Origin of the sequence: Sphingomonas olei (genome assembly GCF_045369765.1) — a bacterium.
Lineage (GTDB): Bacteria > Pseudomonadota > Alphaproteobacteria > Sphingomonadales > Sphingomonadaceae > Sphingomonas > Sphingomonas panaciterrae.
The window spans coordinates 338,277-364,415 of the sequence record NZ_JBIQEU010000001.1 but is presented as its reverse complement, the minus strand read 5'-3'; the positions used below and the strand labels follow the sequence as shown (position 1 = coordinate 364,415).

Genomic DNA, 26,139 nt, shown 5'->3' with positions numbered 1-26,139 from the left:
TCAGGCGGCGACCGCCTCGCGGCCGGTGGCTGGGGCAGGCGCCGGCTGGCGGCCGCGGATCAGCTTGCCGGGCAGGGCATCGGTCGGCTCGCCATCCTGATAGATGACCTGACCCGACTTGATCGTCGCCACATAGCCCTTCGCCTTTTGCATCAGGCGGCGCGCGCCGGTGGGCAGATCGTAGATCATGTACGGCTTGCCGAGTTCGAGCTGGTCGAAATCGATGACGTTGACGTCGGCGAGATAGCCGGGCGCGAGCAGGCCGCGGTCGGCAAGCCCGACGGCAAGCGCGGTGTCGCGGGTCTGCTGCTTCACCGTGTCGGCGAGATCGAGCAGAGGCCCGCGGGTACGATCGCGGCACCAGTGGGTCAGCATGAAGGTGGGCAGGCTGACGTCGCAGATCGCGCCGACATGCGCGCCGCCGTCCGACAGGCCCGAGAGCGTGTTCGGGTTGGTGATCATCGCGTGGACGTTGTCGAGATTGCCCTCGACGTAATTGTGCATCGGGAAGAACAGGAAGGCGCGGCCCTCGTCCTCGAGCAGCGCGTCATAGATGAGTTCATCGGGGTGGACGCCGCGCCGCTCTGCCTCGGCGGCGAGGCTGGTCGCGGGATCGGGCTCGTAATCCACGCGATCGGTGATGGGGAACATCTTGTGCTGCGCGCCGGCGACCGAATTGACGAAGGGATGATCCTTCATCGGTGCCTCGGCGATGAGGCGCGCGCGGAACTCGGGATCGCGCATCCGGGCGACCTTCTCCGCCAGCGGCAGATCGGCGATCTCGCGGTAGCTCGGCCGGCTGATGAAGGGGTGGACCGACCCCTGCAGGCCGAGCATCAGCCCGACCGGGCGGCCGGCGATCTGCGCCTTCAGCGGATAGCCTTCGGCGACGGCGGCATCGAGCCGCTGGGTCAGTTCGCGCCACTGGTTGGGCACGACATCGGCCTGGACCATCGAGAAGCTCAGCGGCTGGCCGGCGATCTTCGTCAGGTCGCGGACGAGGCTGAACTCCTCATCCATTTCCTGGAAATCGGACACCCATTGGAGGACGCCAGAGCCAGCGTCGGCGATGCCGCGGGCGATCGCCTCCATCTCCTCGCGCGCAGCGCGGACGGTGGGGGTGAGATCGCCGTCGGCGGTGCGGTGGACCATCGTGCGGGTGGTGGAGAAGCCGAGCGCGCCGGCGCGGATCGCCTCCGCGGTGAGGCGGCGCATTTCCTCATTTTCGTCCGGCGTCGCGGGATCGCGGTTCGCGCCGCGTTCGCCCATCACGTACACGCGAAGCGCGCCGTGCGGCACCTGAACGGCGACGTCGATGTCGTGCGGCAGCTTGTCGACGGCATCCATATATTCGCCGAAGCTTTCCCACTGCCACGACAGACCTTCGTGAAGAGCGGCGCCGGGAATGTCCTCCACCCCCTCCATCAGGCGAATCAGCGTGTCGTGATCCTGCGGGCGGACGGGGGCGAAGCCGACGCCGCAATTGCCGACGACGACGGTGGTGGCGCCGAGCGTCGAGGACGGGTCCATGCGCGAGGCCCAGGTGATCTGGCCGTCATAATGGGTGTGGATATCGACCCAGCCGGGGGTGACGAGCTTTCCCGTGGCGTCGATTTCGCGGCGCGCCGGGCCGCTTACGGTTCCGATCGCGACGATGCGATCGCCGGAAATCGCCACATCGCCGCGGGTGGGGGCCGCGCCCGATCCATCGACGATCGTGCCGCCCCGAATGATCAGGTCGTACATCGTGCCTCTCCATTTTCTACGTCTTTTGCCGGCGATGGTGACTTCGCGGCGGCGGTGAGGCAAGGAGATTCGAACGAGTGACTTAGGAGTGGGTGATGGCGACGACAGCAGCGGCGGCGACAAATGGGCAGGCGGGCGAGCTGGCGAACGAGCTGGCGGGCGGGCAGGCAAATGTCTCGTCCGGCGACAGCGCGACGCTGGAGCGGCTGCTGCGCGAGCGGCGTTCGGTGCGCGGGTTCAAGCCCGATCCGGTGCCCGCCGAGCTGCTGGAGCGGGTGATGGAAATGGCGCAGCTGGCGCCGTCCAACTGCAACGTCCAGCCGTGGACCGCGCATGTCGTGTCGGGCGCGTCGGCGGAGCGGATGCGCACGGTGCTGCACGATGCGGCCAAGAGCGGCACCAAGATGACGCCCGATTTCCGGCTGACCGGCGCTTACCCCGGCCATTATCGCGGGCGGCAGATCGATGCGGCCAAATCGCTGTTCGCGGCGACCAATGTGGCGCGCGAGGATGTGGCGGCGCGGACCGAATCGTTCCTGCGCAACTTCCGCTTCTTCGATGCGCCGCATGCCATGTTCCTGTTCATCCCGGCCTGGGCGGGGATGCGCGAGGCGGCCGATTGCGGCATGTATGCGCAGTCGTTCATGCTGGCGCTGACTGCCAATGGCCTGGCGTCGTGCGCGCAAGGGGCGCTGAGCCACCATGCCGAGATCGTCCACCGCGAACTGGGCGTGGGCGATGACCACAAGCTGTTGTTCGGCATCGCCTTTGGCTATGAGGATCCGGCGCATCCGGCGAACAGCGCGCGCACCGTGCGCGACAAGGACCATGTGCTGCACGGCTGATCGCCGGCAGGATCGCGCGCCGCACGGCTGATCCGCCAGACGTGATCGCCGGCGCGTGCGCGCATCCGCACTTTCCCCAGGCGCGACAAGAGACTATGCCCGCCCCCAGTTCCATGACTCCAGCAAGCCCCCTTTTGCCGCCTGCCGACTGGCGGGACTTCCTCGCGCTGACCAAGCCGCGCGTGCTGACCCTGGTGGTGTTCACCGGGCTGTGCGGCATGCTGGTGGCGCCAGTGACGATCCACCCGGTGCTCGGCTTCACCGCGATCCTGTGCATCGCGCTGGGCGCGGGCGCGGCGGGGGCGCTCAACCAATGGTATGAGGCGGACATCGATGCGGTGATGAAGCGCACGATGGGCCGGCCGCTGCCCGCGGGGCGGATGGATCGCCAGTCGGCGCTGCATTTCGGGGTCGGGCTGGGCGCGTTCTCGGTCATCCTGATGGGGCTGGCGCTGAACGTCGCGGCGGCGGCGATCCTGACCATCTCCATCCTGTTCTATGTCCTGATCTATACCGTCTGGCTGAAGCGCCGGACGCCGCAGAACATCGTCATCGGCGGGGCGGCGGGCGCGTTTCCGCCGCTGATCGGCTGGGCCGCGGCGACGGGCGATGTCGCGCTGCTGCCGCTGCTGTTGTTCATGTTCGTGTTCCTGTGGACGCCGCCGCATTTCTGGGCGCTCGCGCTGTTCGTGAAGACTGACTACGCCAATGCCGGCGTGCCGATGCTGCCCGTCGTGGCGGGCGAGAAGGTGACGCGGCACCAGATCGGCCTCTACACCATCCCGATGGCGATCGTGGCGGTGGCGCCGTGGCCGCTGGGGCTGACCGGTGCGATCTATGGCGTGGTGTCGAGCGTGATGACGGCGTGGTTCGGCGTGCTGGCGTGGCGCGTCGCGCGGCGCACCACGGCCGCGGACGACAAGATGCTGCCCGAAAAGGCGCTGTTCAAATTTTCCGTATTGTACCTGTTTGTGGTGTTTGGCGCGCTTGTCGCCGATCGGTGGATTGCATGATTGATGATCGGGATCTGATCCGGCGCCGGCAGAAAAGCCGTGCGGTCGTGATGGCGGTGTTGCTGGGCGCGTTCGTGGTGCTGGTGTTCGCCATTTCCATCGTGAAGATCAGAGAGGGTCTCGCGCACTGATGTTGGCACGTATTTCGGGCAAGGGGCGTACCGCTGCCTTTGCCGTGCTTGGCCTCCTGTTCATGACCGGTCTCGCCTTCGCCAGCGTGCCGCTGTACCGCCTGTTCTGCCAGGTGACCGGGTTCAACGGCACCACCCAGCGCGGGCTGGAGGCGCCGGGCGCCGTCGCTGGCGAGATGAAGATCGACTTCGACGCCAACACCAACGGCAAGCTGCCGTGGCGCTTCACGCCCGAACAGCCCAACCAGCGGGTGGTGATCGGCGCGCGCAACATGGCGTTCTTCACCGCGACCAACCGCGCCGCCGTGCCGACCACCGGCACCGCCACGTTCAACGTGACGCCGGGGCAGGCGGGGCAATATTTCACCAAGATCGAATGTTTCTGCTTCACCGAACAGACGTTGAAGCCCGGCGAGACGATGCGGATGCCCGTCATCTATTTCGTCGATCCGAAAATCCTTGAGGATCCCGATACGCGGGATATCGAGACCATCACGCTCAGCTATACGTTTTACCCGGTAGATTCGGGCAAGCCGTCCAGCTAAGCGAACGCAAAACACAGGGTACCAACAGGGGAAGAGCCCGATGGCCGGCGCCAAGAACCACGATTACCACATTCTCCCACCCGATCCCTGGCCGATCATCAGCTCCTTCTCGGCGCTGGCGATGGCGGCTGGCGGCATCATGTGGATGCACGGAGGCCATGTCGACAAGCCGAACGGCGGCGGCTGGCTGTTCTTCGCCGGCCTGGCGGCCGTGCTGTTCTCGATGTTCTGCTGGTGGCGCAACGTCATCCGCGAAGGCCGCGCGGGCGATCACACGCCGGTCGTGCAGCTGCATTTCCGCTATGGCATGATCCTGTTCATCGCCTCCGAGGTGATGTTCTTCGTCGGCTGGTTCTGGGCCTATTTCGACTTTGCGCTGTTCCCCGATGCGATCGTCTTCGTCGACGGCGCGGTGGAGCGCGTGACCGAGGGTGCGGCACTGGCCGCGCAGTGGCCGCCCAAGGGCATGGAGGTGATCAACGCCTTCGAACTGCCGCTGCTCAACACGCTGATCCTGCTTTTGTCGGGCACCACCATCACCTGGGCGCACCATGCGCTGATCCACAACCAGCGTGGCGGTGAGAAGCGCGGCCTGTGGGGCATGATTGGCGTGGGCGACCGCGACGGCGTGCTGAAGGGCCTGTGGGTCACGGTCGTCCTCGGCCTGATCTTCAGCATGATCCAGGCCTACGAGTACATGCACGCGCCGTTCCCGTTCAAGGGACTGAACTATGGCGCGGCGTTCTTCATGGCGACCGGCTTCCACGGTTTCCACGTCATCGTCGGCACGATCTTCCTGATCGTCTGCCTGATGCGCGCCTATAAGGGCGACTTCACGCCCAAGGCGCATTTCGGGTTCGAAGCGGCCGCCTGGTACTGGCACTTCGTCGACGTGGTGTGGCTGTTCCTGTTCGTCTCCATCTACATCTGGGGCGGCTGGGGCGCACCGGTCCACGGCTGACCGACGACCCGATCCACTGGATCGACAAGCAAGCGGGCGTGGCTCCACCGGAGCCGCGCCCGTTCGCGTTTAGGGGGGGGGGCCACCAGCCCCACCATGCGATGCGACCTTGCCAGCGGGGGCGGGGGCAGGGCAGGGCGGGCGGCATGAGGCGGCTGCCGATCCTTCCCACCATCATCGTCGCGCTGGCGGTTGCCACGATGATCGGCCTTGGCCTGTGGCAGTTGCGCGTGCGCCTGCCGCAGAAGGAGGCGCAGCTGGCGCAGCTCGCCGCCAACCCGTCGCGGCCGGCGGTGCCGTTCCCGCGAAGCCCGGACGATTCGCTGCTGTTCCGCGCCAGCGTCGCCGAATGCGCGCAGGTGACGGGGATCACCCGCGCGGGGGCGGGCAATGCGGGCTATCGCCTGATCGCCACCTGCCTGACGCCGGGCGGGGGCGCGCCGATCAAGGTACAGCTGGGCACGACGCGCGACCCGACGAAGATGGTCGAGTGGGGCGGGGGCGTGGTGCGCGGCTGGATCAGCCATGCGCCCGACCAGACGCCGCTGATCGCCACGCTGTTCCGCGCTGCGCCGAAGGAGATGCTGCTGGTCGCGGCCGAGCCCGCGGCGAGGCTGACCGCCAACAGCCGGCCGGACATCGGCCTCGTCCCCAACAATCACCTGGCCTATGCCGGGCAATGGTTCTTCTTCGCCGCGGTCGCCGCGTTGATCTACCTCGTCGCGCTGCGCCGGCGGCTGGCGAGCCGCGCCTGACCCGGGCGCGCCGCTGACCCGCAGTGCGAAGCTGAGCTAGGCGGCGGGCAAGGAGGGCGCGGTTGCGAGGGGGCGGTCGCCGGGCTAACGCGCACGTCCATGCGGTACATCAGCACTCGCGGGGCAGCCCCTACGCTCGACTTTCGCGGCGCGACGCTGGCGGGGCTCGCGTCGGACGGCGGCCTGTACGTGCCCGATCACTGGCCGACGCTGAGCGCCGACGAGATCGCGGGGCTGGCCGGCCTGTCCTATGTCGATACCGCGGTGGCGGTGATGGCGCCGTTCATCGGGGATTCGCTGAGCCGGGACGAGCTGCGCGCGCTGTGCGAGCAGGCCTATGGCCGCTTTTCACACGCCGCGGTCACGCCGCTGCGCCAGCTGGACCACGACCAATGGGTGCTGGAGCTGTTTCACGGCCCGACGCTGGCGTTCAAGGACGTCGCGCTGCAGCTGCTGGGGCTGTTGTTCGAGCGGTTCCTGAAGGATGACGATGGCGCGCCGCTGACGATCGTCGGCGCGACCAGCGGCGATACCGGGTCGGCGGCGATCGATGCCGTTGCCGGGCGCGAGAAGATCGACATCTTCATGCTCCACCCCGACGGTCGCGTGAGCGACGTGCAGCGCCGGCAGATGACGACGGTGCGCGCGCCCAACGTCCACAATATCGCGATCCGCGGCGATTTCGACACCGCGCAGGCGCTGGTGAAGGCGATGTTCAACGACCCCGCCTTTTCCGGGCGATTCCGGCTGAGCGCGGTCAATTCGATCAACTGGGCGCGGCTGATGGCGCAGGTGGTCTATTATTTCTACGCCGCCGTTCGGCTGGGCGCGCCGGGGCGGCCGATCGCGTTCAGCGTGCCGACGGGCAATTTCGGCGATGTCTTCGCCGGCTATATCGCGGCGCGCATGGGCCTGCCAATCGAGCGGCTGATCGTCGCCACCAACGTCAACGACATCCTTCACCGCGCGCTGTCCGCCGGGGATTATTCCTCCGCCACGGTGGTGCCGACCGCCACGCCGTCGATGGATATCCAGGTGTCATCCAATTTCGAGCGGCTGCTGTTCGACCTGGGCGATCGCGACGGCGCGGCACTGGCGGCGCAGATGCAGGGGTTCGAGGCGTCCAGGGCGATGCGGCTGACCAATGCGCAGCATGGCGGCGCGGCGGCGCATCTGGCGAGCGCGAGCGTCGATGCCGACGGTATGGCGCTGGCCATGCGCTGGGCGCATGAACATGCCGGCGAGCTGATCGACCCGCATACCGCGATCGCGCTGTCGGCCGCGCGCAGCGCCGCGTTCGATTGCCCGACGGTGACGCTGGCGACCGCGCACCCGGCCAAATTCCCCGAGGCGGTGGAGCGGGCGACGGGCCTCAGCCCCGCATTGCCGGCGCGCGTCGGCGACCTGTTCGAGCGCGAGGAAGCGTTCGTGACGCTCGACGCTACCTTTGACGCGGTGAGTGCCTATATAGCCGAGCGCGCGACTCCGCGTTCCTGACCCTTCTGCCGTTCGCATGTTGAAGGGGCGTGCCAGCCACGCTCCGATCGGCTGCGTGCCACGCGGGGTCTGCCCGAACCGCAAAGTCGAAGCGCGCCCTTACGTTCGCAGGATTCATTGATGCCATCCCCCCGCCGCACCTTCGCGATCATCTCGCACCCTGACGCCGGCAAGACGACGCTGACCGAAAAGCTGCTGTATGTCGGCGGCGCGATCCACCTGGCCGGCGAAGTGAAGGCGCGGGGGCAGAACCGGCGCGCGCGATCGGACTGGATGAAGATCGAGCAGCAGCGCGGCATCTCCGTCACGTCCTCCGTCATGACGTTCGAGAAGGACGGGGTGTTCTTCAACCTGCTCGACACGCCGGGCCACGAGGATTTCAGCGAGGACACGTACCGCACGCTGACCGCGGTCGATTCGGCAGTGATGGTGATCGACGCTGCGCGCGGCATCGAGGCGCAGACGCGCAAGCTGTTCGAGGTCTGCCGCCTCAGGAACGTGCCGATCATCACCTTCGTCAACAAGGTCGACCGCGAGGGGCGGCCGGTGTTCGAGCTGCTCGACGAGATTGCCGACATGCTGGCGCTGGACGTGTGCCCGATGAGCTGGCCGGTCGGCATGGGCGGCACGTTCCAGGGCGTGCTTGACCTGAAGACCAATCGCATCAGCCGCCCCGATGGCGACAGCCGCACGTTCCAGGGGCGGGTCGAGGATGCGCCCGAGCTGCCGCCGGAGATCGCCGAGGAGATCGAGCTGGCGCAGGCGGGCTATGCCGCGTTCGACCCCGAGGCGTATCGCGCCGGCGACCTGACGCCGGTCTATTTCGGGTCGGCGCTGAAGGATTTCGGCCCGGCCGAGCTGATCGCCGCGCTGGCCGAATACGCGCCGCCGCCGCGCCCGCAGCCGGCCGAGCCGGCGCCGGTGCAGCCCGACGAGAAGGACGTCACCGGCTTCGTCTTCAAGGTGCAGGCCAACATGGACCCGCAGCACCGCGACCGGATCGCGTTCATGCGATTGTGCTCGGGCACGTTCAAGCGGGGCATGAAGCTGACTCCGACGGGGCATGGCAAGCCGATCGCGGTCCATTCGCCGATCCTGTTCTTCGCCCAGGATCGCGAAATCGCCGACGAGGCGTTTCCGGGCGACATCATCGGTATTCCCAACCACGGCACGTTGCGCGTCGGCGATACGCTGAGCGAGAAGCCGGGGGTGCGGATCACGGGTTTGCCGAACTTCGCGCCGGAAATCCTGCGCCGCGTGGCGCTGAAGGATCCGACCAAGACCAAGCAGTTGCGCAAGGCGCTAGATGACCTCAGCGAAGAGGGCGTGATCCAGGTTTTCTATCCCGAGATCGGATCGAACTGGATCATCGGCGTGGTCGGGCAGCTTCAGCTGGAAGTGCTGCTGTCGCGGCTGGAGGCGGAATATAAGGTCGCGGCCAATCTGGAGCCGTCGCCGTTCGACACCGCGCGTTGGATATCCTCCGACGATCCCGCCGCGCTGAAGGAATTCACCGATCTGAACCGCGGCGCGCTGGCCAAGGATCGCGACGGCAATCCGGTGTTCCTGGCGAAGAGCGCGTGGGAAGTCGGCTATATCGCCGATCGTTATTCCAAGGTCACCTTCGCGGCGACTCGCGAGCGGTGACATGCGCCGCTCATCCCGCGCGGGATGACGGTGGGCGCTGGATAGAGTAGGATATGGCCATGGCCGAACGCTTTGAACGACATCGCCAGCCGTGGAAGCCGGACGAGATCCAGAAGCTGCACACGCTGGCCAAGAAGGGCATGGCGCTGAAGGCGATCGCCAAGGCGCTGACCCGCAGCGAGGAATCGGTGAAGGAGCAGGCGAAGCGCGACGGATTGTCGATCGCCAAGCTGCACTGACCGGACGTGACCGCGCAGGATTATGACGCCATCGTGCTGGGGGCCGGCGCGGCGGGGCTGATGTGCGCCGCGGCTGCCGGGCAGCGCGGGCGGCGCGTGCTGGTGATCGACCATGCCGAAAAGGCCGGGAAGAAGATCCTGATCTCCGGCGGCGGGCGGTGCAATTTCACCAACATCGGTACCGCGCCGGACCGCTTCCTGTCGGCCAACTCGCATTTCGCGCGATCGGCGCTGGCGCGCTACACGCCGGCCGACTTCCTGGCGCTGGTCGAGCGGTACGGCATCGCCTGGCACGAAAAGACGCTCGGGCAATTGTTCTGCGACGGATCCGCGCGGCAGATCGTGGCGATGCTGCTGGAGGAATGCGCCAGGGGCGGGGTCGATTTCGCGCTCGGCCGGCCGGTCGGCGGGGTCGAGCATGGGGCTGACGGGTTTCGCGTGGCGATCGGCGGGGGACGCGACGTTCCGGTGCAGGCGCGCGCGCTTGTGGTGGCGACCGGTGGGCCGTCGATCCCCAAGATGGGCGCGACCGGCTTTGCCTATGACCTGGCGCGGCAGTTCGGGATGAAGGTGGTGGAGCCGCGCCCGGCGCTGGTGCCGCTGACGCTGGGCGGGGACGATCCGTTCCGCGCGCTGGCGGGTGTCGCGACCCCGGTCGTGGCGCGGGCGGGGAAGGCAGCGTTCCGTGAGGCGATGCTGTTCACGCATCGGGGCCTGTCGGGGCCGGCGATCCTTCAGGTGTCCTCCTATTGGCGGCATGGCGACCCCATCATCGTCGACCTCGTCCCCGATCGCGGAGAGGGCTGGCTGCGCGAGGCAAAGCGGGCGACGCCGCGCGCCGGTGTCGGCAAGCTGCTCGCCGGGGCGCTGCCGCAGCGGCTGGCGGATGCGTTGGCGGAGATGCTGGGGCTGCGCGGGGAACTGGCCAATTTGTCCGACGCGAAGCTGGCGGCGGCGGAGCAGGCGCTGGCGGCGTGGCGTTTCGTGCCGAATGGCAGCGAGGGGTTCGCCAAGGCGGAAGTGACCGTCGGTGGGGTATCGACCGCGGACCTTTCGTCGCAGACGCTGGAATCGCGCAAGGTGCCGGGACTGTATGTGATCGGCGAGGCGGTGGACGTCACCGGATGGCTGGGCGGGTATAATTTCCAATGGGCCTGGGCGAGCGGCTGGGCGGCGGCGCAGGCGCTTTGACCCTGATGCCGTGACCCTGATGCTGTGACCGGAGACGTTCCGGGCCGGGACGCGCGGCGCGCGCGCTAAGTGAGGGCGCGTATTGCTGATGCCATACACCATGGGCTAGATCGATCGACGATTATCCCGGGAAAACATGATGAAGCTGGTTCGCGGCGCGTGGAAATTGCTGGTCGGCATCAAGGACGCGCTCGTGCTCGTCGCGATGCTGCTGTTCTTTGCGCTGCTGTTCGCGGCGCTGAATTCGCGGCCGAGCGCGCCGTCGATCAAGGACGGTGCGCTGGTGCTGGCGCTGAACGGCCCGATCGTCGAGCAGCCCCAGGAAGTGGACCCGCTGGCATTGGTGTCGGGGCAGCAGATCGGACAGCAATATCGGCTGCGCGACGTGGTGCGCGCGATCGACGCGGCGAAGGACGACGCGCAGGTCAAGGCGATCGTCCTTGACCTCGACCGGTTCGGTGGCGGCTATCCCGCGACGCTGGCCGAGGTTGCCGATGCGCTGCTGCGCGCGCGGCAGGCGGGGAAGCCGGTGCTGGCATTTGCCACCGCTTATACCGATGGCGGCTATCGCCTGGCGGCGGCGGCGAGCGAGATCTGGACCGCGCCGCTGGGCGGGGTCGCGCTGTCCGGTCCGGGCGGCAGCCGGCTGTACTACAAGGGGCTGATCGACAAGCTGGGCGTTGACGTCCACGTGTTCCGCGTCGGCAAGTTCAAGTCGGCGGTCGAGCCCTATACCCGTACCGACGAGAGCGCGGAATCGCGCGCGGCGTCGGAGGCGCTGTACGGATCGCTGCTCGACCAGTGGAAGGACGGCGTCGCACGCGCACGGCCCAAGGCGCAGATTGCCCGCTGGCTGGAGCAGCCGGCCGAGCTCGCCCAGTCGGCGCAGGGCGACATCAGCAAGGTGGCGCTGGCAACCGGCATGGTCGACAAGATCGGCGATCGCCTGGCGTTCGGCCGCCGCGTCGCCGAGCTGGCGGGTACCGAGAGCGGCAAGCCCGCCGGGTGGTTCAACCAGATCAAATATGCCGCCTATGTCAGCGCCAATCCGGCGCCCAATGGCGGCGAGATCGGCGTCGTGACGGTGGCGGGCGAGATCGTCGATGGCAAGGCCGCGCCGGGCACCGCCGGCGGCGAGACGATTTCCAAGTACATCCTCGACGGGCTGGCGCAGAACAAGCTGAAGGCGCTGGTCCTTCGGGTCGATTCGCCGGGCGGGTCGGTGATGGCGTCCGAGCAGATCCGCGCCGCGGTGCTGCAGGCCAAGCGGCAGGGGCTGCCGATCGTCGTTTCGATGGGCGGGCTGGCCGCGTCGGGCGGCTATTGGGTATCGACCCCGGCCGACGTGATCTTTGCCGAGCCGCAGACGATCACCGGATCGATCGGCATTTTCGGCCTCGTCCCGACGTTCGAGCAAACGCTGGCCAAGATCGGCATCACCACCGATGGCGTGAAGCTGACGCCGCTGGCAGGGCAGCCGGACCTTCTGGGTGGGTTGAACGAGCAGACCGACATGGTGCTGCAATCGACGATCGAGCATGGCTATCGCGAGTTCGTGCGGCTGGTGTCGCAATCGCGCAAGCTGCCGGTCGCGCGGGTCGACGAGATCGCGCAGGGCCGCGTGTGGGATGGCGGCACGGCGCGGCAGATCGGGCTGGTCGATCGCTTCGGATCGCTGAACGACGCGATCAAGGAAGCGGCGCGCCGCGCGAAGCTGGACCCCGACACGGCCAAGCCCAATTACCTGGAGAAGAAGCCGACCTGGGCGAGCCAGATCGTGCAGCAGATCGGCAGCCGCGAGGAGGACAGCGGCGCAGCGCCGGCCGACGCCTTTGCGCGGATCGGCTGGGTCCAGCGCCAGGCGATGGCGCAGGCGGCAGGCGACCTGCGGCGGATGGCCGCGGGCGGCGGCGTGCAGGCGCGCTGCCTGGAGTGCGGCGGGCTGGGACCGCAGCAGGCGACGGCGAGCGATGCACGGCTGATGGACCTGCTGCTGGCGCGGCTGGGTCTGTGATCGTTGGCCCTGTAACCATGCTCGGTGCGGCGCTGTTGCTGGTGCAGGCGGCGGCGCCCGCCGGCGGGGCACCGGACCCGGCAGCGGCGGTGACGGTGCAGGCGGCGTCGCCGCGCAGCCTGTCGGGACGGTTCACCTGCGGTACCGTGACCTATGAGTTGCAGCTGACCGCCGCGCCCGCGACGGGCAATCCGGTGATGCTTGACCGGCTGACGGTGGGCGGCAAGCCGGTCGATGCCGGCGTGCTGGCGGAGGTGCGGCGTATGGCGGCGCGGCTGGCCGATGCGCAATCGCTGGACGTCCGCTGCCGCAGTGACGGCACGGGCGAGCTCAGCATCTATGGCACGCAAGGCGTGGCCGGTGCCGCACCGCGGCGGGCGCGGCTGCGCGGCATCCTGGAGGGTGGGCGGATCAGCGCGCTGACGGTCGCGGTCCAGCGGTGACGCTGGCGATCCGCGCGGCACGGCCGGGAGACGCCGCTGCGGTCGCCGCCATCTACGCCCCCTTCGTCACCAGTGACGTCGTGTCGTTCGAGACCCAGGCGCCCGACGAAGCGCAGATGGCGCTGCGCATGACGGGCACGGACGGGCTGTATCCCTGGCTGGTGGCGACTGTGGCCGGGCCGGCGCGCGAGACGGTCGCCGGCTATGCCTATGCCGGCCGGTTCCGCGAGCGTGCGGCCTATCGCCATGTGGTGGAAACGTCGATCTACCTGTCGCCCGAGGCGCGCGGGCGCGGCATCGGTCGGCGGCTGTACCAGGCGCTGCTGGAGACGCTGCGCGTGCAGCATTTCACCCAGGCGATGGGGGTCATCACGCTGCCCAACGAACGATCGGTGAGGTTGCACGAGGCGGTCGGATTTCGCCCCGTCGGCGTGCTGGAGGCGGTGGGCCACAAATATGGCCGCTGGATCGACGTCGGCCTGTGGCAATGCGCGCTGGGCGAGCGCGATGCGCCTGCCGCCGACATATTGCCGTTCACCGAGGTGGGGGTGCGGTTGCCGGGGGGCGGCGGGGCCGCGCCGGTCGGCAACTGAGGATCAGCGCCGGCCGCGATAGGCGGGAAGGTGGATCTGCCAGTGGATCGCCGCGGCGCGCAGCGCGAAGCCGGCAGAGGCGGCGATCATCGCCGCTGCCCAGCCGGGGAGCGCGACATACGTCAGCCCGACGTAGAGCGCCGCGGCGAGCGCGGCAGCCGTCACATAGAGCTCCGGCCGCATCAGGATCGAGGGTTCGTTGGCCAGCACATCGCGGATGATGCCGCCGACGCAGCCGGTGACCACTCCCATCACAAAGGCCGGAACCGGCGGCACGCCATAGCCGATCGCCTTGGCCGCGCCGTAGACGGCATAGGCGGCGAGCCCGACGGCATCGAACCAGTCGAGCGCCTGGCCGCGCCACCAGCGTTCGGGCGTGACCCAGATCAGCAGGCCGACACCAAGGCACACGGTCGAGGCGCGGCTGTCGACGATCCAGAACACCGGCGCGCCGATCAGGAGATCGCGCATCGTGCCCCCGCCGACGCCGGTGATGAGGGCAAAGAAGAGCAACGTCACCAGCGTCTGCGCGCGTCGCGCCGCGGCCAGCGCACCCGAGGCGGCGAAGACGGCGAGCCCCGCAAGGTCGAACCAGGCGGCGAAGGCGGGAAGGATCGTGTCGCTTTCCATGATCGCGCCGGTGCTAGCAGGGGGCGGGGGTGGGGGTGAGGGGCGACGTCGCGGGCGGCCCGGCATCATTGGTCATCATGGCTCGCGCCATTGGTCGAGCGCGGCCTCATACGCCTCCCGCGCGTCGATGCGGCGGCGATCGAGCCGGGTGCGCTCGGCGGTCTGCGCCTTGTCGAGCGCGCGGCGTTTGGCGGCGAGCGCCTGTTCCTCGCGGCGCAGCGCCTCGCGTTCGGCCTTGTGACGCGCCTCGGCCGCGGCGAGGGCGGCTTCGGCCTGGTCGAGTTTCGTGCGCTTTGGTTTCGGCTCCGGCTTGGGCTTGGGCTTGGGCTTGGGCTTGGGTGCTGCCCTGGGCTGCGGCCGGCCCTTGGCCCTTGCGGCGGGAGTTTCCAGCGCGCTCGCTTTCGACGGGGCGCGCGTCGATCGGCGGGGTGGGGGCTCGTCGGCGTCGCCCATGGTGCGGGCGACGCGGATCACCTCGCCCGGACGATCGAGCGGGGCGACCATCAGCGCGGGATCGGTCACTTCCTCCGCGATGCCACGCGCGAAGAGATTGGCATCACTGCCCCATGCCGCGAGCGCCGCCTTCTGGCTGGTCGCCGCGACATAGGCGTCGTGAAAGCCAGCGGGGGTGCGATAGACCTTCAGCTTCGCCATGCGGCCACTTGTCGCTCGGCGACGGCGGGCGGGCAAGCGGCGTCTCGACACGGTCGCGGTTGATGCCTATCGCATCGGCGAAACAACGATTTTCTTTGGGGGATTGAATGCCGACACCCAGCAAGGTGCTTGATCGCGTTCTGGTGCTTGAAATGGTTCGCGTGACGGAAGCGGCGGCGATCGGCGCCTCCACCCTGATCGGGCGCGGCGACGAAAAGGCGGCCGACGCAGCCGCGGTCGAGAAGATGCGCGAGGCGCTCAACACCCTCGACATCGACGGCACCGTCGTGATCGGCGAGGGCGAGCGCGACGAGGCGCCGATGCTGTACATCGGCGAGAAGGTCGGCGCGGCGCAGGGCACCGGGCCGAAGATCGACATCGCGCTCGATCCGCTGGAAGGCACCACCATCTGCGCCAAGGCTGGCCCCAACAGCCTGGCCGTGCTGGCGATCGGCGAGGAAGGCTGCCTGCTGAACGCGCCCGACGTGTACATGGAAAAGCTGGCGGTCGGCCCGGGGCTGCCCGAGGGCGTCATCGACCTCGACAAGTCGCCGACCGAGAACGTCAAGGCAGTGGCCGCGGCGAAGGGCGTCGAGCCCAACGAGATCATCGTGTGCGTGCTGGATCGCCCGCGCCACGAGAAGATGATCGCCGAGCTGCGCTCGATCGGATGCGGCGTGGTGCTGATCGGCGATGGCGACGTCGCGGGCGTGATCGCGACGACCGATCCCGACACGACGATCGACATGTACATGGGGTCGGGCGGGGCGCCGGAAGGCGTGCTGGCCTGCGCGGCGCTGCGCTGCGTCGGTGGCCAGTTCAAGGGCCGGCTCTTGTTCCGCAACGAGGACGAGCGGGCCCGTGCGCGCAAATGGGGCATCACCGACCTCGACAAGCAATATGACCTGACCGAGCTGGCCAAGGGCGACTGCATCTTTGCCGCGACCGGCGTGACCGACGGGTCGCTGCTGGAAGGCGTGAAGCGCAAGGGCAAGATCATGACCACCGAGAGTGTCGTCATGCGCGCCTCGTCGGGCACGGTGCGCTGGGTACGCGGCGAGCACCGCCTGAACCGCTGATGCGGCGGGCGTGACCGGGCCGCGGTGAACCGGCCGCGCTGATGCTGGCGGGGACGTCGGCGGGCATGTCGGCGGGGATGCTGCCGGCCCTGGCGCTGCTGATCGGGGCGATCGCGCTGATCGCCCATGCGCTGCGCAGCCGGCGCAGCATCGCCGCGCGGATCGCCGACGCGGTGCGCGGCGCTTCCCCCTCGCGGCCGCGCGCCTCGCTTGGCTGGGCGGCGGGGATCGCCGGCATGTATGGCGCGACCTCGCTGGTGGCGCTGGCGCTGATCGGGCGGATCGAGGCGGTAGCGGTGCTGCCGCCCGAGCTGCACGGCGCCTTTGGCATCCTTCCCCTTGATGGCGTGGCACTGCGCGAGACGGCGCTGTCGATCGGTGGCGGCTTCCTGCTGGGCGCCGGGCTGGTCGCGGTGTCGCTGTGGCGGCGGTGGCGGGTGATAGGGCCGACCTACCGCTCGCCCGCGATCGCGCGATCACCCCGGGAGACGGGCGCGGCGCTGCTGCTGGCGGCAAGCGCTGGGGTGGCGGAGGAATTGTTCTTCCGCCTGACGGTGCCGCTGCTGGCGGCGATCGTGACGGGGAGCGCGGCGATCGGCTGCGTCCTGGGCTGGGCGCTGTTCACGCTGGCGCATCGCTACCAGGGGCGCGGCGGGATGATCGCGGTTGGCCTCGTCGGCGCGGGGCTGGGGTGGCTGTATCTGTCGACCGGGCTGTTATGGGCCGCGATGCTGCTGCACGCGGTGGTCGACGTGAATGCGCTGATCGTCCGGCCGTGGCTGGAGCGGCGCTTTGGCCGCGGCCGATGACGGCGGTGGCGGCAAGGCAATGATCGCCGCTGCATGACGGCGCTCTCCCTCCCGGCCGGATGGCGGGAAGGAGAGCGAAGCCGTGCGATTACTTGCTGCGTTCGACCTGTTCGAAGTCGAGTTCGACCGGGGTGGCGCGGCCGAAGATCGACACCGACACCTTGACCTTCGCCTTGTCGAAATCGAGCTCCTCGACGGTGCCGTTGAAGCTCGCGAACGGGCCGTCGAGCACCTTGACCGAATCGCCGATCTCGAAATCGACCTTGATCTTGGTCTTCGGCGCGGCGGCCGCCTCTTCCTTGCTGTTGAGCATGCGCGCGGCTTCCGCCTCGCTCACCGCCTGTGGCTTGCCGGACGAACCGAGGAAGCCGGTGACCTTGGGCGTGTTCTTGACGAGGTGATAGACCTGGTCGGTCATCTCGAGCTTGGCGAGCACGTAGCCCGGCATGAACTTGCGCTCGACCTGGACCTTCTTGCCGCGACGCGCCTCCTGCACCGTCTCGGTGGGCACTTCGATCCGCTCGACCAGCTGTTCGAGGCCCATGCGGCTGGCCTCGGCCATGATCGCGTCGCGAACCTTGCCCTCGAAGCCCGAATAAGCGTGGATAATGTACCAGCGTGGCATGTTGCGGGCGCGTCCTTTTTCTTACTTGGCCAGGCTGAGCAGGGCGTTGACGATCGCGTTGAAGACCGTGTCGACGCCAAGGAAGAAGAGCGCCAGGATGGTCGTCATGATCATCACCATGACGCCGGTCATGATCGTTTCGCGCCGGCTCGGCCACACGACCTTCCTGGTCTCGGCACGAACCTGGTTGATGAACTCGATCGGGGACGTCTTCGCCACGTGCGTTAGCCTTTTAATCGTTCGATACCGCGAGCGGGGCATGTGCCTTCTACCGCGTCCCCGGGGGGAAACGGTGGTAAAAGCCGTCCGCGCTGTCGGATGCGTCCAGCGAAATAGCGATGCGCGCCGTCAAGAGCAAGGGCGCACGGCATGCCGCGCAAAAGGGACGGGTCGTGAGGGGCGGCAGGGCGCGCGGGAGATCGTGGCGCCGGATATGTCCGTCGGATCGTGCGGCCTGGCCGCACCGGATGCTTGGCAGGGGAGCTCGGATTCGAACCGAGGGCCTTCGGTTTTGGAGACCGACGCTCTAACCAGCTGAGCTACACCCCTGCAGCGACACGGCCCTTAGCGGCCCTGGCGCAAAGGTTCAAGCGGCACGAAACGCGGGGCCCGTCCGGCCGGCCAGGGCGCGCGCCTCGCTCACCGGCAGCGGGCGGCCGAAGTAGAAACCCTGGATCTTGGAGACGCCGAGCGCGCGTACGAGCGTCAGTTCGTCGGAGGTTTCCACCCCCTCCGCCGTCGTCGCCATGCCGAGGCTGCCGGCGAGCGCTACGACCGCGCGGATAATCGCCAGCGCCTCCGGCACGCCCTTTGCCGCGGCGGTCACGAAGCTGCGGTCGATCTTGATCGAGGAAAAGCGCGTGCGCGACAGATAGCCTAGCGATGAATAGCCGGTGCCGAAATCGTCGAGGCTGAGCCGGACGCCCAATTCGAGGATGCGGTCCAGCACCTTCACCGCGCCGGTCCCCTCGCGCATGAACACGCTTTCGGTGACCTCCAGTTCCAGCCGGTGCGGCGCAAGCTTCGTGCTGGCGAGCGTGCGGGCGACGACCGCGACGAAATTGGGATTGTGCAGCTGTTCGGGCGAGACGTTGATCGCGACGCGCACGTCATCGGGCCAGCGGGTCGCCTCCTCGCAGGCGGTGCGCACGACCCATTCGCCGATCGGCCCGATCAGCCGGGTCTCCTCCGCCAGCGGGATGAATTTCGCCGGCGAGATCGTGCCGAATTCGGGATTGTGCCAGCGCAGCAGCGCCTCGAAGCCGGACAGACGCTCGCTCGTCGCATCGACGACGGGCTGGTAGTCGAGCTGCAGCTCGCCGCGGTCGAGCGCCTTGCGCAGCGCCATTTCGAGCACGCGCCGCTCCTCCGCATCGACATGAAGCTGCGGCTCATAGGCGTGGAAGACGCCGCCGCCGGCGTCCTTCGAGCGATAGAGCGCAAGATCGGCCGAGCGGATCAGCGTTTCCGCGGTGCGGCCGTCACGCGGCGAGGTGGCGACGCCGACCGAGGCGCCGATGTGGAGCGTGTGCTGATCGACCTCATAGGGTTGCGACAGCGTGTCGATGATCGTGCGGGCGAGCGATTCGACCCGCGCCGGATCGGTCGCATCGTTGACGACGACGGCGAATTCGTCGCCGCCGAGCCGGCCGATCAGCTCGTTTTCGGTGATGAGCTGGCCGAGCCGCTCGGCAACGCGGCCCAGCAGGCGATCGCCGATCGGATGGCCGAGCGTGTCGTTCACCGCCTTGAAGCGATCAAGGTCGATCATCATGAACGCGGCGCGGCTGCCCCAGCGTTCCGCCTCCGCCAGCGCGCGCGCCAGCGCCTCGTTGACGTAGAGCCGGTTGGGAAGGCCGGTGAGCGCGTCGAAGCGGGCCAGCCGGTTGATCTTGTCGGCCGACGTGCGCTGTTCGGTGACGTCCGAGCCGACGCCGCGGAAGCCGACGAAACGGCCGCTTTCGTCGTGGCGCGGGCTGGCGGTGATTTCCCACCAATGCTGCTTGCCGCCGACGATCACCGGCAGCACGAGGTCGCGGAACGGCTCGCGCCGTTTCAGCTTGTCGGCGAGCAGGCGGAGCCCGGGGCTGAAATCGCCGGTGTCCCAGCTGGGGCCGGCCAGCGCCTGGAGCAGCGACATGCCCTCCAGCTGATCGGGGGTGTAGCCGAGCGCACTGGCAACCCGAGTGCTGACGCGGCAGAGCCGGCGCTGCGCATCGGTTTCCCACAGCCAGTCGGCGCGCGAATCCTCGAACTCGCCGAGCAGCAGGCTGACGGTTTCATTGCTGTCGGAGAGGTTCAGCTCGATCGCGCGCAGCATGACATGGAACCGGGCGCGCGTGATGCAGGCGGCGACCAGCAGCGCGGCGAAGATCAAGGTCGCGAGCGCCGGGATGATCGCTTGCTGGAGCAGCAGCAGGAGGATCGCAGAGGCCGCGACGCCGCCGATGAAGCTGAGCGCGGCAAGAACCAGCGGCGCCATGGCGAAGGCAGCCGCGGTCATCAGCACCGACAGGATCATCCACAGGTCGAAGGTCGCCGCCGGGGCGGTGGCGGCGAAGACGAGCGGCGGGAAGCTCCAGATCGCGGCGAGCGCGAGCCCTTCGAGCGCGGTGTCCCGCATCTCCTGCAGCGAGGCCTGCCCCTCCGCCAGATGCCGTGTGTTGAGGCGGCGAAGGGTGATGAGGGTCGATACCGCGACCAGCCCGACGAACCAGGTCGCGAGCCACCAATGCGGTACGCGCCCGTTGAACAGAATCGAGACGGCAACCGCGCCCGACAGGTTGGCGGCGAGCAGGAACAGCGCGAGTCGGCGGCCGACAAACAGCTGAGTCGCGCGCAACCGCCCCCACAATTCCGGGTCGTCACCATTCCGGATACCCAGCAGCTGCCATAAAGGCACGGGGACCGGACCAGGGCTGAACGGCAGTTTCACGACACCCGGATGACACGATCAGGGTTTATTTATCGTTTCCATCGCCGTGATGCGCGCATCCTTTCCGCTGTGTACCGGGGAAATGGCGCAACAATCAGTGGGCGGGTGTTAGCGCGAAGCCGAGCCGGGGCAGGTGAACGACCACCGGTCCCGCGCGGTCGTCATCACGCGCGATCGACCAATGGTGCGGCGATGATCCGACGAGTCGGCCCGCGACCGGATCGCGGCCGTAATCGGTGGCGGCGACGGTGACGGTGCGGCCGGCGAGCGCCTGATCGGCGGGATCGACGCTGGCGGGGGCGGGCGTGGCGTCGCGCGCGGCCGCGATCGCATCCTCCCGCGTGGCCGCGCTGCGATCACCATGGCCGATCGCCACCACCCGGTCATACCAGGCGGCGAGGCCCGGCAGGTCGAGGAAGGCGTCCGCCGCCGGGGCGTGGAAGGAGCGCACGAACCACAGATTGTAGAAGGCGTTGGCATCGGCGAGGCCGGGTCGGTCGCCGGTGAGGAAGGCGCGGCCATCGGCGAGTTGATCGCTGACCAGCGCGGCGTGGCTGCGCAGCTGCGCGGCCATATAGGGGACGGCGGCGGCCATCGCCTGCGGGTTGAAGGGCGCGCCGCTCAATTTCTCGCGATCGGCGCGGAAGGCGGGATCGACCTTGTCACCCAGGCCGCCGAAGATGACGCCGACCGCCGCCTGGAAGAACGACCGGTCGGTCCATTGCGCCAACGCCTGATCGAGCCCGGTGCTGCCGGTGGGGAAGAGCGAGGGGCTCGGGAAGCGGCGTTCCAGCTCGCGCACGATCAGCACGCTGTCGCAATAGATGTCGGCGCCGATCTGCATCACCGGGATCCGGCGATAGGCGCCGGTGAGCGCCAGCAGATCGGGCTTGGGCATGATCACCGGCTGGTCGACCGCGGCCCAGGCGAGTTGCTTGATGCCGAGGCACACACGCACCTTTTCGGAAAAGGGCGAGCTGTCATACTGGTGCAGCAGGATGGTCATGGCGGTCCTCTTCCGGTTGCTGCTCGTCGGCGGCAGCATGAGCGGGAGGATTACCGTTGTGCACAATTAAGTCGATCGTTTTCTTTCCGGCGAGCGATCGAGGGGGTGAGGGGGAATGGTGATGCTGCTGATGATGCTGGCTGCTGCGAGTGCGCCGATGGCGACCGTCCGGGTGGCGTTCGATCGCGACGGCGTGACGACGGTCGACAGCCGCGGGTTGGCAGACGCGGCGAGCGGCCGGGCGGTGACGGGGGACGATCCGGTGCGGATCGCCTCCATCTCCAAGCTGGTGGTGGCGATCGGGGTGATGCGGCTGGTGGAGCAAGGGGTGCTCGACCTTGATGCCGATGTGTCCGAGCGGCTTGGCTGGCGGCTGCGCCACCCGCGCTATCCCGACGTGCCGATCACCTTGCGCCTGCTGCTCTCGCACCGTTCGGGCCTGACCGATCAGGGCGGCTATCTGATCGCGCTGGGCGAGGGCATTGAGGGCGCGGTGGCGGAGCCGAAGGCGTGGGATGACGCCAACCCGCCGGGGCGGTTCTTTCGCTACACCAACCTCAATTTCCCCGTGGTGGCGAGCGTAATGGAGCGGGCGAGGGGTGAGCGGTTCGACCGGCTGATGGAGCGGCTGGTGCTGGCGCCGCTGAAGCTCGACGCCTGTTTCAACTGGGCCGGGTGCAGCGCCGAGGCGAAGGCGCGCGCAGTGGTGCTGTACGATGAGGGCCAGCCGGTGCGCGACGAACAGGCGTTCGTTGCCGGCTGTCCGGTGACGCCCGCCAAGGACGGCAGCTGCGACCTCACGACCTGGCAGGCGGGGCGCAATGGCGCGCTGTTCTCGCCGCAGGGGGGGCTTCGCATCTCGATGCGCGGGCTGGCCAAGATCGGGCGGCTGCTGCTGAGCGACGGGGCGGTGGATGGCGTGCGATTGTTGTCGCCGGCGTCGATGCGGGTGCTGACGACGCCCGAATGGACGTTCGACGGCAGCAATGGCGTGCAGAATGAGGAGGCGGAGAGCGGGGTGCGCGCGGGCGGCTTCAACTGCCGCTATGGCCTGGCGGTCAGCTTTACCGCGACGCCGCTGCCGGCCTGCCGTGATGATCCGGTGGGCGACAAGCGGCCACGGATCGGCCATGCGGGCGAGGCCTATGGCCTGCGGTCGGGCCTGTGGGTCGATCGCGCGGCCGGCACCGGAATCGCCTATTTCGCGACCAATGTGACGCCTGAGCCGGGCGCGCGATCGGCGCTGACGCTGACCGAGGAGCGGCTGGCGCGGGGCGAGTGAGGGCCTAGAGCAAAGGCTTGTCGATGCGGCGCAACGCGCGGTCGAACAGCGAGATGGTGTGCGCGTGGAGCGCGTCGCCGATCGGCTTTGGCGTCAGGCCGGCACAGGCGCGGGCGTGGCTTCCCTCCAGAATCGCGCCGAGCTTGAACGGGGCGAGGACGGTGTACCAGCGTGCCTCCGCCGCAGTGCGGCCGGTAGCGGCGAGATAGCGGTCGGCGATCTCGGCCAGCGTGGGGAAGCCGTCCCACGGCGTGACCGACAGCCGCGGATTGGCCTCATCGGGGTCGCGCCACGTCGCCGTCAGCCAGCCGAGATCGAGCAACGGATCGCCGCGGCTGGCGAGTTCCCAGTCGACGATCGCGGCGAGCACGGGCGAATCCGGCCGGTACATGACGTTGGAGAGGTGATAATCGCCGTGGATCAGCCCGGGGCGCATTGTCGTCGGGCGGTTCGCCTCCAGCCAGGCGCAGATCGCATCGACATCGGGCAGCGCGTCGAGCCCGGTCCAGCCGTCGAACTTGGCATAGCCATCCAGTTGCGCGCGCCAGCGCGGCACCTGCCGTTCGAGCCAGCCGTCGAGCTTCCCCAGATCGTCCAGCCCCGCCTCATGCGGGTCGACCCGCGACAGCGCCACCGCGCCGTCGACGATCGCCTCGCCCATCTGCCGGCGCACATCGGCGCTTTCGGCGTGAAGCGGGGGCAGGCCGACGGTGGCGTTGAAGCCGTCGATCGGCTCCATCAGGTAGAAAGCGGTGCCCAGCACGGCCGGATCGCCTTCGCCGGCGATGAAGCCGGGGTGGGGCACGTCCGATCCGGCGAGCGCGGCGAGCACCTTCATCTCGCGGCGCATCACCTCATCACTTTCGGGACGCGGGCGGCGCGGCGGGCGGCGCAGGACATAGGTGCGGCCGGCGCGGTCGAAGCGCAGCAGGATGTTCTGCGTGCCGCCGCCCAGCGTCTGCGCCCCGGTGATCGGCCCGTCGCCGAGCCCCTGGCGATCCATCCAGCGCGCGAGCACGTCGAGATCGATGAGTTCCGCCCATGCCTCACGATCATGCGCCAATGCCGCCATCTCTCTCCCGCTCCGCCGTTGTCAGGTCGCCGCTTCTAAGTCGGTCGCCTTAGCATGGCGGCGGGGCCGGGATGCGTCAATCTAAGCCATGTGACTTGAACCGCGGGCGCGCATGGCCGATGGTCCCGCCGCATGAACATGGTGCGTCCCCCCTCCGCCGGCCGTGGCGGCTCCACCCGCAACGAGCTGAAGCGCGCCGCGCGCCGCTTGTTCGCCGAACGCGGCATCGCGGCGGTGGGCATGCGCGAGATCGTGGAAGCCGCGGGGCAGCGCAACGCGGCGGCGGTGCATTATTATTTCGGCAGCAAGGACGACCTGCTGCGCGAGCTGGTGGTCGAGGGCGCGGACCTGATCGACGCATCGCGCATGACCATGCTGGACGAGGCGGAGGCGAAGGGCGAGATGTCCTTGCGCGACGTGGTGCGTGCGCTGGTCGTGCCCAATGCCGAGCTGCAGGGCGAGACGGGGGAGGGCGAGACCTATTTCCGCTTCATGACCAGCATGCAGACCGAGCGTCGGCAGATGTTCGACGAATGGGCGGGCGGCGAACATTCCGAAGGCTATGTCCGCTGCCTGGCGCATTTCCACCGGCTGCTGGCGCATCTGCCGCATGCGCTGGTCAACCAGCGGCTGCTGTTCGCGGGCCTGTCGCTGCGCACCTTGCTGGCGGGGCGCGAGGCGGCGCGTGATGCGGGCGCCGGGCCTGACCATCCCTATTGGGGCGAGCCGGTCGCGCTGGAGGGGATGATCGATGCGGTGGAGGCGATCCTGATCGGGCCGCCCGCATCGGGGGATGTGTCGCGCCCCGCCGCTGCTAGCGTTTCCGCCACGCCAGCCTGATCAGCGGCGCGAGCGCGGCGGACGCGCCCGGGCGGACCAGCAGATAATCCCGGATGGTGGGGCCGGGCGCGGCGCCGATCGTCCGCTTGTAGCCGCTGTCGCCCGCGCCCCAATCGACCCGCGTGATGCCACGGTCGAGCGCGTCGACGAGGTTGCGGTAATAAAGCAGCTTGCCCGGCGAATGTTTGCCGAACGTCGGATCATAGCTGTTGGCGACGGCATATTTCAGGTCGCCGGCGTCCAGATCGAAGGAAAAGGCGGCGGGCCGGCCGTCAACCGTCAGCAGCGCGGCGCGGAACATGCCCGCCAGCACCGGATCGGTTGCGGCGGCACGCCAGAAGGCGCCGTGGCCCGCGCGGGTGAATTTCGCGTCGCGGCCGTCGGTGCGGGCGGCGATCCAGCTGGACCATTCGATCGCGGCGAGATCGTCGAAGGCGGCGGGCCAGTCCGCGCCGGTCAGGAACGACCAGCCGAGCGAGCCGTGTTCGGCGAGATGCTTTTCGTGGAAGCGGTTCTTGCGCAGCGTTGAATTGCGCGGCCAGACCCCCTCCGCCCGCGCGGCGGCCATGTCGAGCAGGAAGCTGGTGGCGATGGTGCGGTCGATCACGCGCCAGCCACTGGCGCGCGCCGCATCGATCAGCGGCGTGGCGGCGGGGTCGCCATCATAGACCGGCCCAATACGCAGCACGCGGACGGTGCGCGCGAGGGCGGACAGCAGCGTGTCGAAAGCGGCGGGCGGGGTGCCCTCAGCCACCGGAACGCTGCGGAACGGCCAGAAGCTGCCCGGCACGGCGGCAAGGCGCGCCAGCTTTGGGCCGACGGTGCGCAGCGGCAGCGCGATGACGGGCGTGTCGCCCGCCTCAACGATCATGGTCCGTACCGAGCCGCCATAGGTCTGCATCGCGGCGGCGAACCAGGCGCGGCGCAGAAAGCCATGGCTGGCAGGCGCGGCGGCGGCGACGTGATCGATTGCCGAGGGCAGGCCCTCTGCCAGACGGACATGCCACGGCCCCGGCGCACGGTTGATTCGGGCACGCGCGGCATGGCTGGTCATGCTTCGCTGCCTATCCTGATCCAGGTTACCACGCCATTGCTGCTTGTTGCGCCGCCCCGAACAGGCCAGACTCCATGACGATGCCCTATTCGCCCGAAGTCCTCACCATCGCGCAGACCATCCAATTGTCGGTGAGCCCGGTGTTCATGCTGGCCGGCATCGGCGCCTTGCTGAACGTGCTGGCGGGCCGACTGTCGCGGGTGGTGGATCGGTCGCGCAGCCTGCAGGCGCTGCATCCGCGCACGACCGGGCCGGAGCATGACCGCCATGTCATGGAATTGCGGCTGCTGGCGCGGCGGATGAACAACATCAACCATGCGCTGTTCCTGGCGGTATCCTCCGCGGTGATGACCTGCCTGGTCGTCGCGCTGCTGTTCGTCGCGGTGCTGGCGGGGCTTCACATCGGCCAGTATCTCGCGGTCTGTTTCATCCTGGCGATGGTCCTTCTGATCGCCAGCCTCGTTCTGTTCATGGTCGAAGTTCACATGTCCATCCGCGCGATCCGGGTGCCTGACGAATTGCTGCGCTGAGGA

General features: G+C 68.6%; 27 protein-coding genes and 1 tRNA gene. 18 read left to right on the top strand and 10 right to left on the bottom strand.

The annotated features are described in order from the left end of the window. Nucleotides 1-1,746: an N-acyl-D-amino-acid deacylase family protein gene (locus tag ACH0BU_RS01870; RefSeq protein ID WP_500263629.1), complete on the bottom strand. Its 1,746-nt coding sequence runs from the start codon at nucleotides 1,744-1,746 to the stop codon at nucleotides 1-3. A gap of 95 nt (nucleotides 1,747-1,841) precedes the next feature. Here ACH0BU_RS01870 and ACH0BU_RS01865 point away from each other — a divergent pair, with 95 nt between their 5' ends. The 13 genes from ACH0BU_RS01865 to ACH0BU_RS01805 all read left to right on the top strand — a co-directional run bounded on the left by ACH0BU_RS01865 (nucleotide 1,842) and on the right by ACH0BU_RS01805 (nucleotide 13,620). Next, on the top strand, nucleotides 1,842-2,591 hold the full coding sequence (locus tag ACH0BU_RS01865; RefSeq protein ID WP_500263628.1) for a nitroreductase family protein: 750 nt from the start codon (nucleotides 1,842-1,844) through the stop codon (nucleotides 2,589-2,591). A gap of 113 nt (nucleotides 2,592-2,704) precedes the next feature. Then, a complete protein-coding gene (locus ACH0BU_RS01860; RefSeq protein WP_500263627.1) occupies nucleotides 2,705-3,604 on the top strand; it encodes a heme o synthase in 900 nt (299 codons plus the stop codon). Then, nucleotides 3,601-3,735, top strand: a complete 135-nt coding sequence (locus ACH0BU_RS01855; protein WP_269430559.1) for a cytochrome c oxidase system small membrane protein — start codon at nucleotides 3,601-3,603, stop codon at nucleotides 3,733-3,735. Before ACH0BU_RS01860 ends, ACH0BU_RS01855 begins: the two co-directional genes overlap by 4 nt. Then, a complete protein-coding gene (locus ACH0BU_RS01850; RefSeq protein ID WP_046407844.1) occupies nucleotides 3,735-4,280 on the top strand; it encodes a cytochrome c oxidase assembly protein in 546 nt (181 codons plus the stop codon). The genes ACH0BU_RS01855 and ACH0BU_RS01850 overlap by 1 nt, the downstream gene beginning before the upstream one ends. 40 nt (nucleotides 4,281-4,320) lie before the next feature. Then, nucleotides 4,321-5,241 (top strand): cytochrome c oxidase subunit 3, encoded by a 921-nt coding sequence (locus tag ACH0BU_RS01845; protein ID WP_500263626.1) that lies wholly within the window; start codon nucleotides 4,321-4,323, stop codon nucleotides 5,239-5,241. 146 nt (nucleotides 5,242-5,387) lie between these two features. Beyond that, nucleotides 5,388-5,996 (top strand): SURF1 family cytochrome oxidase biogenesis protein, encoded by a 609-nt coding sequence (locus ACH0BU_RS01840; RefSeq protein ID WP_500263625.1) that lies wholly within the window; start codon nucleotides 5,388-5,390, stop codon nucleotides 5,994-5,996. Between the two features lie 99 nt (nucleotides 5,997-6,095). Continuing rightward, nucleotides 6,096-7,493: a threonine synthase gene (thrC, locus tag ACH0BU_RS01835; protein ID WP_500263624.1), complete on the top strand. Its 1,398-nt coding sequence runs from the start codon at nucleotides 6,096-6,098 to the stop codon at nucleotides 7,491-7,493. A 120-nt stretch (nucleotides 7,494-7,613) separates the two neighbouring features. Then, on the top strand, nucleotides 7,614-9,140 hold the full coding sequence (locus ACH0BU_RS01830) for a peptide chain release factor 3 (RefSeq protein WP_046407851.1): 1,527 nt from the start codon (nucleotides 7,614-7,616) through the stop codon (nucleotides 9,138-9,140). Between the two features lie 59 nt (nucleotides 9,141-9,199). After that, the gene (locus ACH0BU_RS01825; protein ID WP_046407892.1) at nucleotides 9,200-9,379 is read left to right on the top strand and encodes a hypothetical protein; all 180 of its coding nucleotides are present in this window, start codon (nucleotides 9,200-9,202) and stop codon (nucleotides 9,377-9,379) included. A 60-nt stretch (nucleotides 9,380-9,439) separates the two neighbouring features. After that, nucleotides 9,440-10,570 (top strand): BaiN/RdsA family NAD(P)/FAD-dependent oxidoreductase, encoded by a 1,131-nt coding sequence (locus ACH0BU_RS01820; protein WP_500263683.1) that lies wholly within the window; start codon nucleotides 9,440-9,442, stop codon nucleotides 10,568-10,570. Between the two features lie 139 nt (nucleotides 10,571-10,709). Next, the gene (gene sppA, locus ACH0BU_RS01815) at nucleotides 10,710-12,584 is read left to right on the top strand and encodes a signal peptide peptidase SppA (protein WP_500263623.1); all 1,875 of its coding nucleotides are present in this window, start codon (nucleotides 10,710-10,712) and stop codon (nucleotides 12,582-12,584) included. Then, on the top strand, nucleotides 12,581-13,027 hold the full coding sequence (locus ACH0BU_RS01810; protein WP_500263622.1) for a hypothetical protein: 447 nt from the start codon (nucleotides 12,581-12,583) through the stop codon (nucleotides 13,025-13,027). Before sppA ends, ACH0BU_RS01810 begins: the two co-directional genes overlap by 4 nt. Continuing rightward, entirely contained in the window at nucleotides 13,024-13,620 is a 597-nt protein-coding gene (locus ACH0BU_RS01805) for a GNAT family N-acetyltransferase (RefSeq protein WP_500263621.1), read from the top strand. The genes ACH0BU_RS01810 and ACH0BU_RS01805 overlap by 4 nt, the downstream gene beginning before the upstream one ends. Before the next feature lie 3 nt (nucleotides 13,621-13,623). On the opposite strand, the gene ACH0BU_RS01800 is transcribed toward ACH0BU_RS01805, so the two are convergent. Together ACH0BU_RS01800 and ACH0BU_RS01795 are read right to left on the bottom strand one after the other, a co-directional pair. Then, nucleotides 13,624-14,250, bottom strand: coding sequence for a trimeric intracellular cation channel family protein (locus ACH0BU_RS01800; RefSeq protein ID WP_046407856.1), 627 nt, complete (start codon nucleotides 14,248-14,250; stop codon nucleotides 13,624-13,626). Nucleotides 14,251-14,325: 75 nt separating this feature from the next. After that, nucleotides 14,326-14,904 (bottom strand): hypothetical protein, encoded by a 579-nt coding sequence (locus ACH0BU_RS01795; protein ID WP_500263620.1) that lies wholly within the window; start codon nucleotides 14,902-14,904, stop codon nucleotides 14,326-14,328. A gap of 107 nt (nucleotides 14,905-15,011) precedes the next feature. On the opposite strand from ACH0BU_RS01795, the gene glpX reads away from it, so the two are divergent. Together glpX and ACH0BU_RS01785 are read left to right on the top strand one after the other, a co-directional pair. Further along, nucleotides 15,012-15,983, top strand: coding sequence for a class II fructose-bisphosphatase (gene glpX / locus ACH0BU_RS01790; RefSeq protein ID WP_046407859.1), 972 nt, complete (start codon nucleotides 15,012-15,014; stop codon nucleotides 15,981-15,983). A gap of 41 nt (nucleotides 15,984-16,024) precedes the next feature. Further along, complete coding sequence (locus tag ACH0BU_RS01785) at nucleotides 16,025-16,792, top strand: CPBP family intramembrane glutamic endopeptidase (RefSeq protein WP_500263619.1); 768 nt, start codon at nucleotides 16,025-16,027, stop codon at nucleotides 16,790-16,792. A gap of 88 nt (nucleotides 16,793-16,880) precedes the next feature. On the opposite strand, the gene nusG is transcribed toward ACH0BU_RS01785, so the two are convergent. The 5 genes from nusG to ACH0BU_RS01760 form a co-directional block, all read right to left on the bottom strand. Further along, the gene (gene nusG, locus ACH0BU_RS01780; RefSeq protein WP_046407860.1) at nucleotides 16,881-17,417 is read right to left on the bottom strand and encodes a transcription termination/antitermination protein NusG; all 537 of its coding nucleotides are present in this window, start codon (nucleotides 17,415-17,417) and stop codon (nucleotides 16,881-16,883) included. A 21-nt stretch (nucleotides 17,418-17,438) separates the two neighbouring features. Further along, nucleotides 17,439-17,636 (bottom strand): preprotein translocase subunit SecE, encoded by a 198-nt coding sequence (gene secE / locus ACH0BU_RS01775; RefSeq protein ID WP_046407863.1) that lies wholly within the window; start codon nucleotides 17,634-17,636, stop codon nucleotides 17,439-17,441. Nucleotides 17,637-17,889: 253 nt separating this feature from the next. Further along, nucleotides 17,890-17,966 (bottom strand) — tRNA-Trp (locus ACH0BU_RS01770). A 37-nt stretch (nucleotides 17,967-18,003) separates the two neighbouring features. Next, a complete protein-coding gene (locus ACH0BU_RS01765) occupies nucleotides 18,004-20,319 on the bottom strand; it encodes a putative bifunctional diguanylate cyclase/phosphodiesterase (RefSeq protein ID WP_500263618.1) in 2,316 nt (771 codons plus the stop codon). A 127-nt stretch (nucleotides 20,320-20,446) separates the two neighbouring features. Further along, nucleotides 20,447-21,358, bottom strand: coding sequence for a glutathione S-transferase family protein (locus tag ACH0BU_RS01760; protein WP_500263617.1), 912 nt, complete (start codon nucleotides 21,356-21,358; stop codon nucleotides 20,447-20,449). 121 nt (nucleotides 21,359-21,479) lie between these two features. On the opposite strand from ACH0BU_RS01760, the gene ACH0BU_RS01755 reads away from it, so the two are divergent. Beyond that, nucleotides 21,480-22,640 carry a serine hydrolase domain-containing protein gene (locus ACH0BU_RS01755; RefSeq protein ID WP_500263616.1) on the top strand — a complete coding sequence of 387 codons (1,161 nt, stop codon included), beginning with the start codon at nucleotides 21,480-21,482 and terminating at the stop codon, nucleotides 22,638-22,640. 4 nt (nucleotides 22,641-22,644) lie between these two features. Here the strand turns inward: ACH0BU_RS01755 and ACH0BU_RS01750 are convergent, their stop codons facing one another. Beyond that, a complete protein-coding gene (locus tag ACH0BU_RS01750) occupies nucleotides 22,645-23,712 on the bottom strand; it encodes a phosphotransferase family protein (RefSeq protein ID WP_500263615.1) in 1,068 nt (355 codons plus the stop codon). A gap of 132 nt (nucleotides 23,713-23,844) precedes the next feature. Between ACH0BU_RS01750 and ACH0BU_RS01745 the strand changes: the two genes are divergently transcribed. After that, nucleotides 23,845-24,552: a TetR/AcrR family transcriptional regulator gene (locus ACH0BU_RS01745; protein ID WP_296222803.1), complete on the top strand. Its 708-nt coding sequence runs from the start codon at nucleotides 23,845-23,847 to the stop codon at nucleotides 24,550-24,552. Here the strand turns inward: ACH0BU_RS01745 and ACH0BU_RS01740 are convergent. Next, on the bottom strand, nucleotides 24,527-25,606 hold the full coding sequence (locus ACH0BU_RS01740; protein WP_500263614.1) for a GNAT family N-acetyltransferase: 1,080 nt from the start codon (nucleotides 25,604-25,606) through the stop codon (nucleotides 24,527-24,529). The genes ACH0BU_RS01745 and ACH0BU_RS01740 overlap by 26 nt on opposite strands. Before the next feature lie 80 nt (nucleotides 25,607-25,686). On the opposite strand from ACH0BU_RS01740, the gene ACH0BU_RS01735 reads away from it, so the two are divergent. Continuing rightward, nucleotides 25,687-26,136: a DUF2721 domain-containing protein gene (locus ACH0BU_RS01735; RefSeq protein WP_186314001.1), complete on the top strand. Its 450-nt coding sequence runs from the start codon at nucleotides 25,687-25,689 to the stop codon at nucleotides 26,134-26,136. Nucleotides 26,137-26,139: the final 3 nt, after the last annotated feature.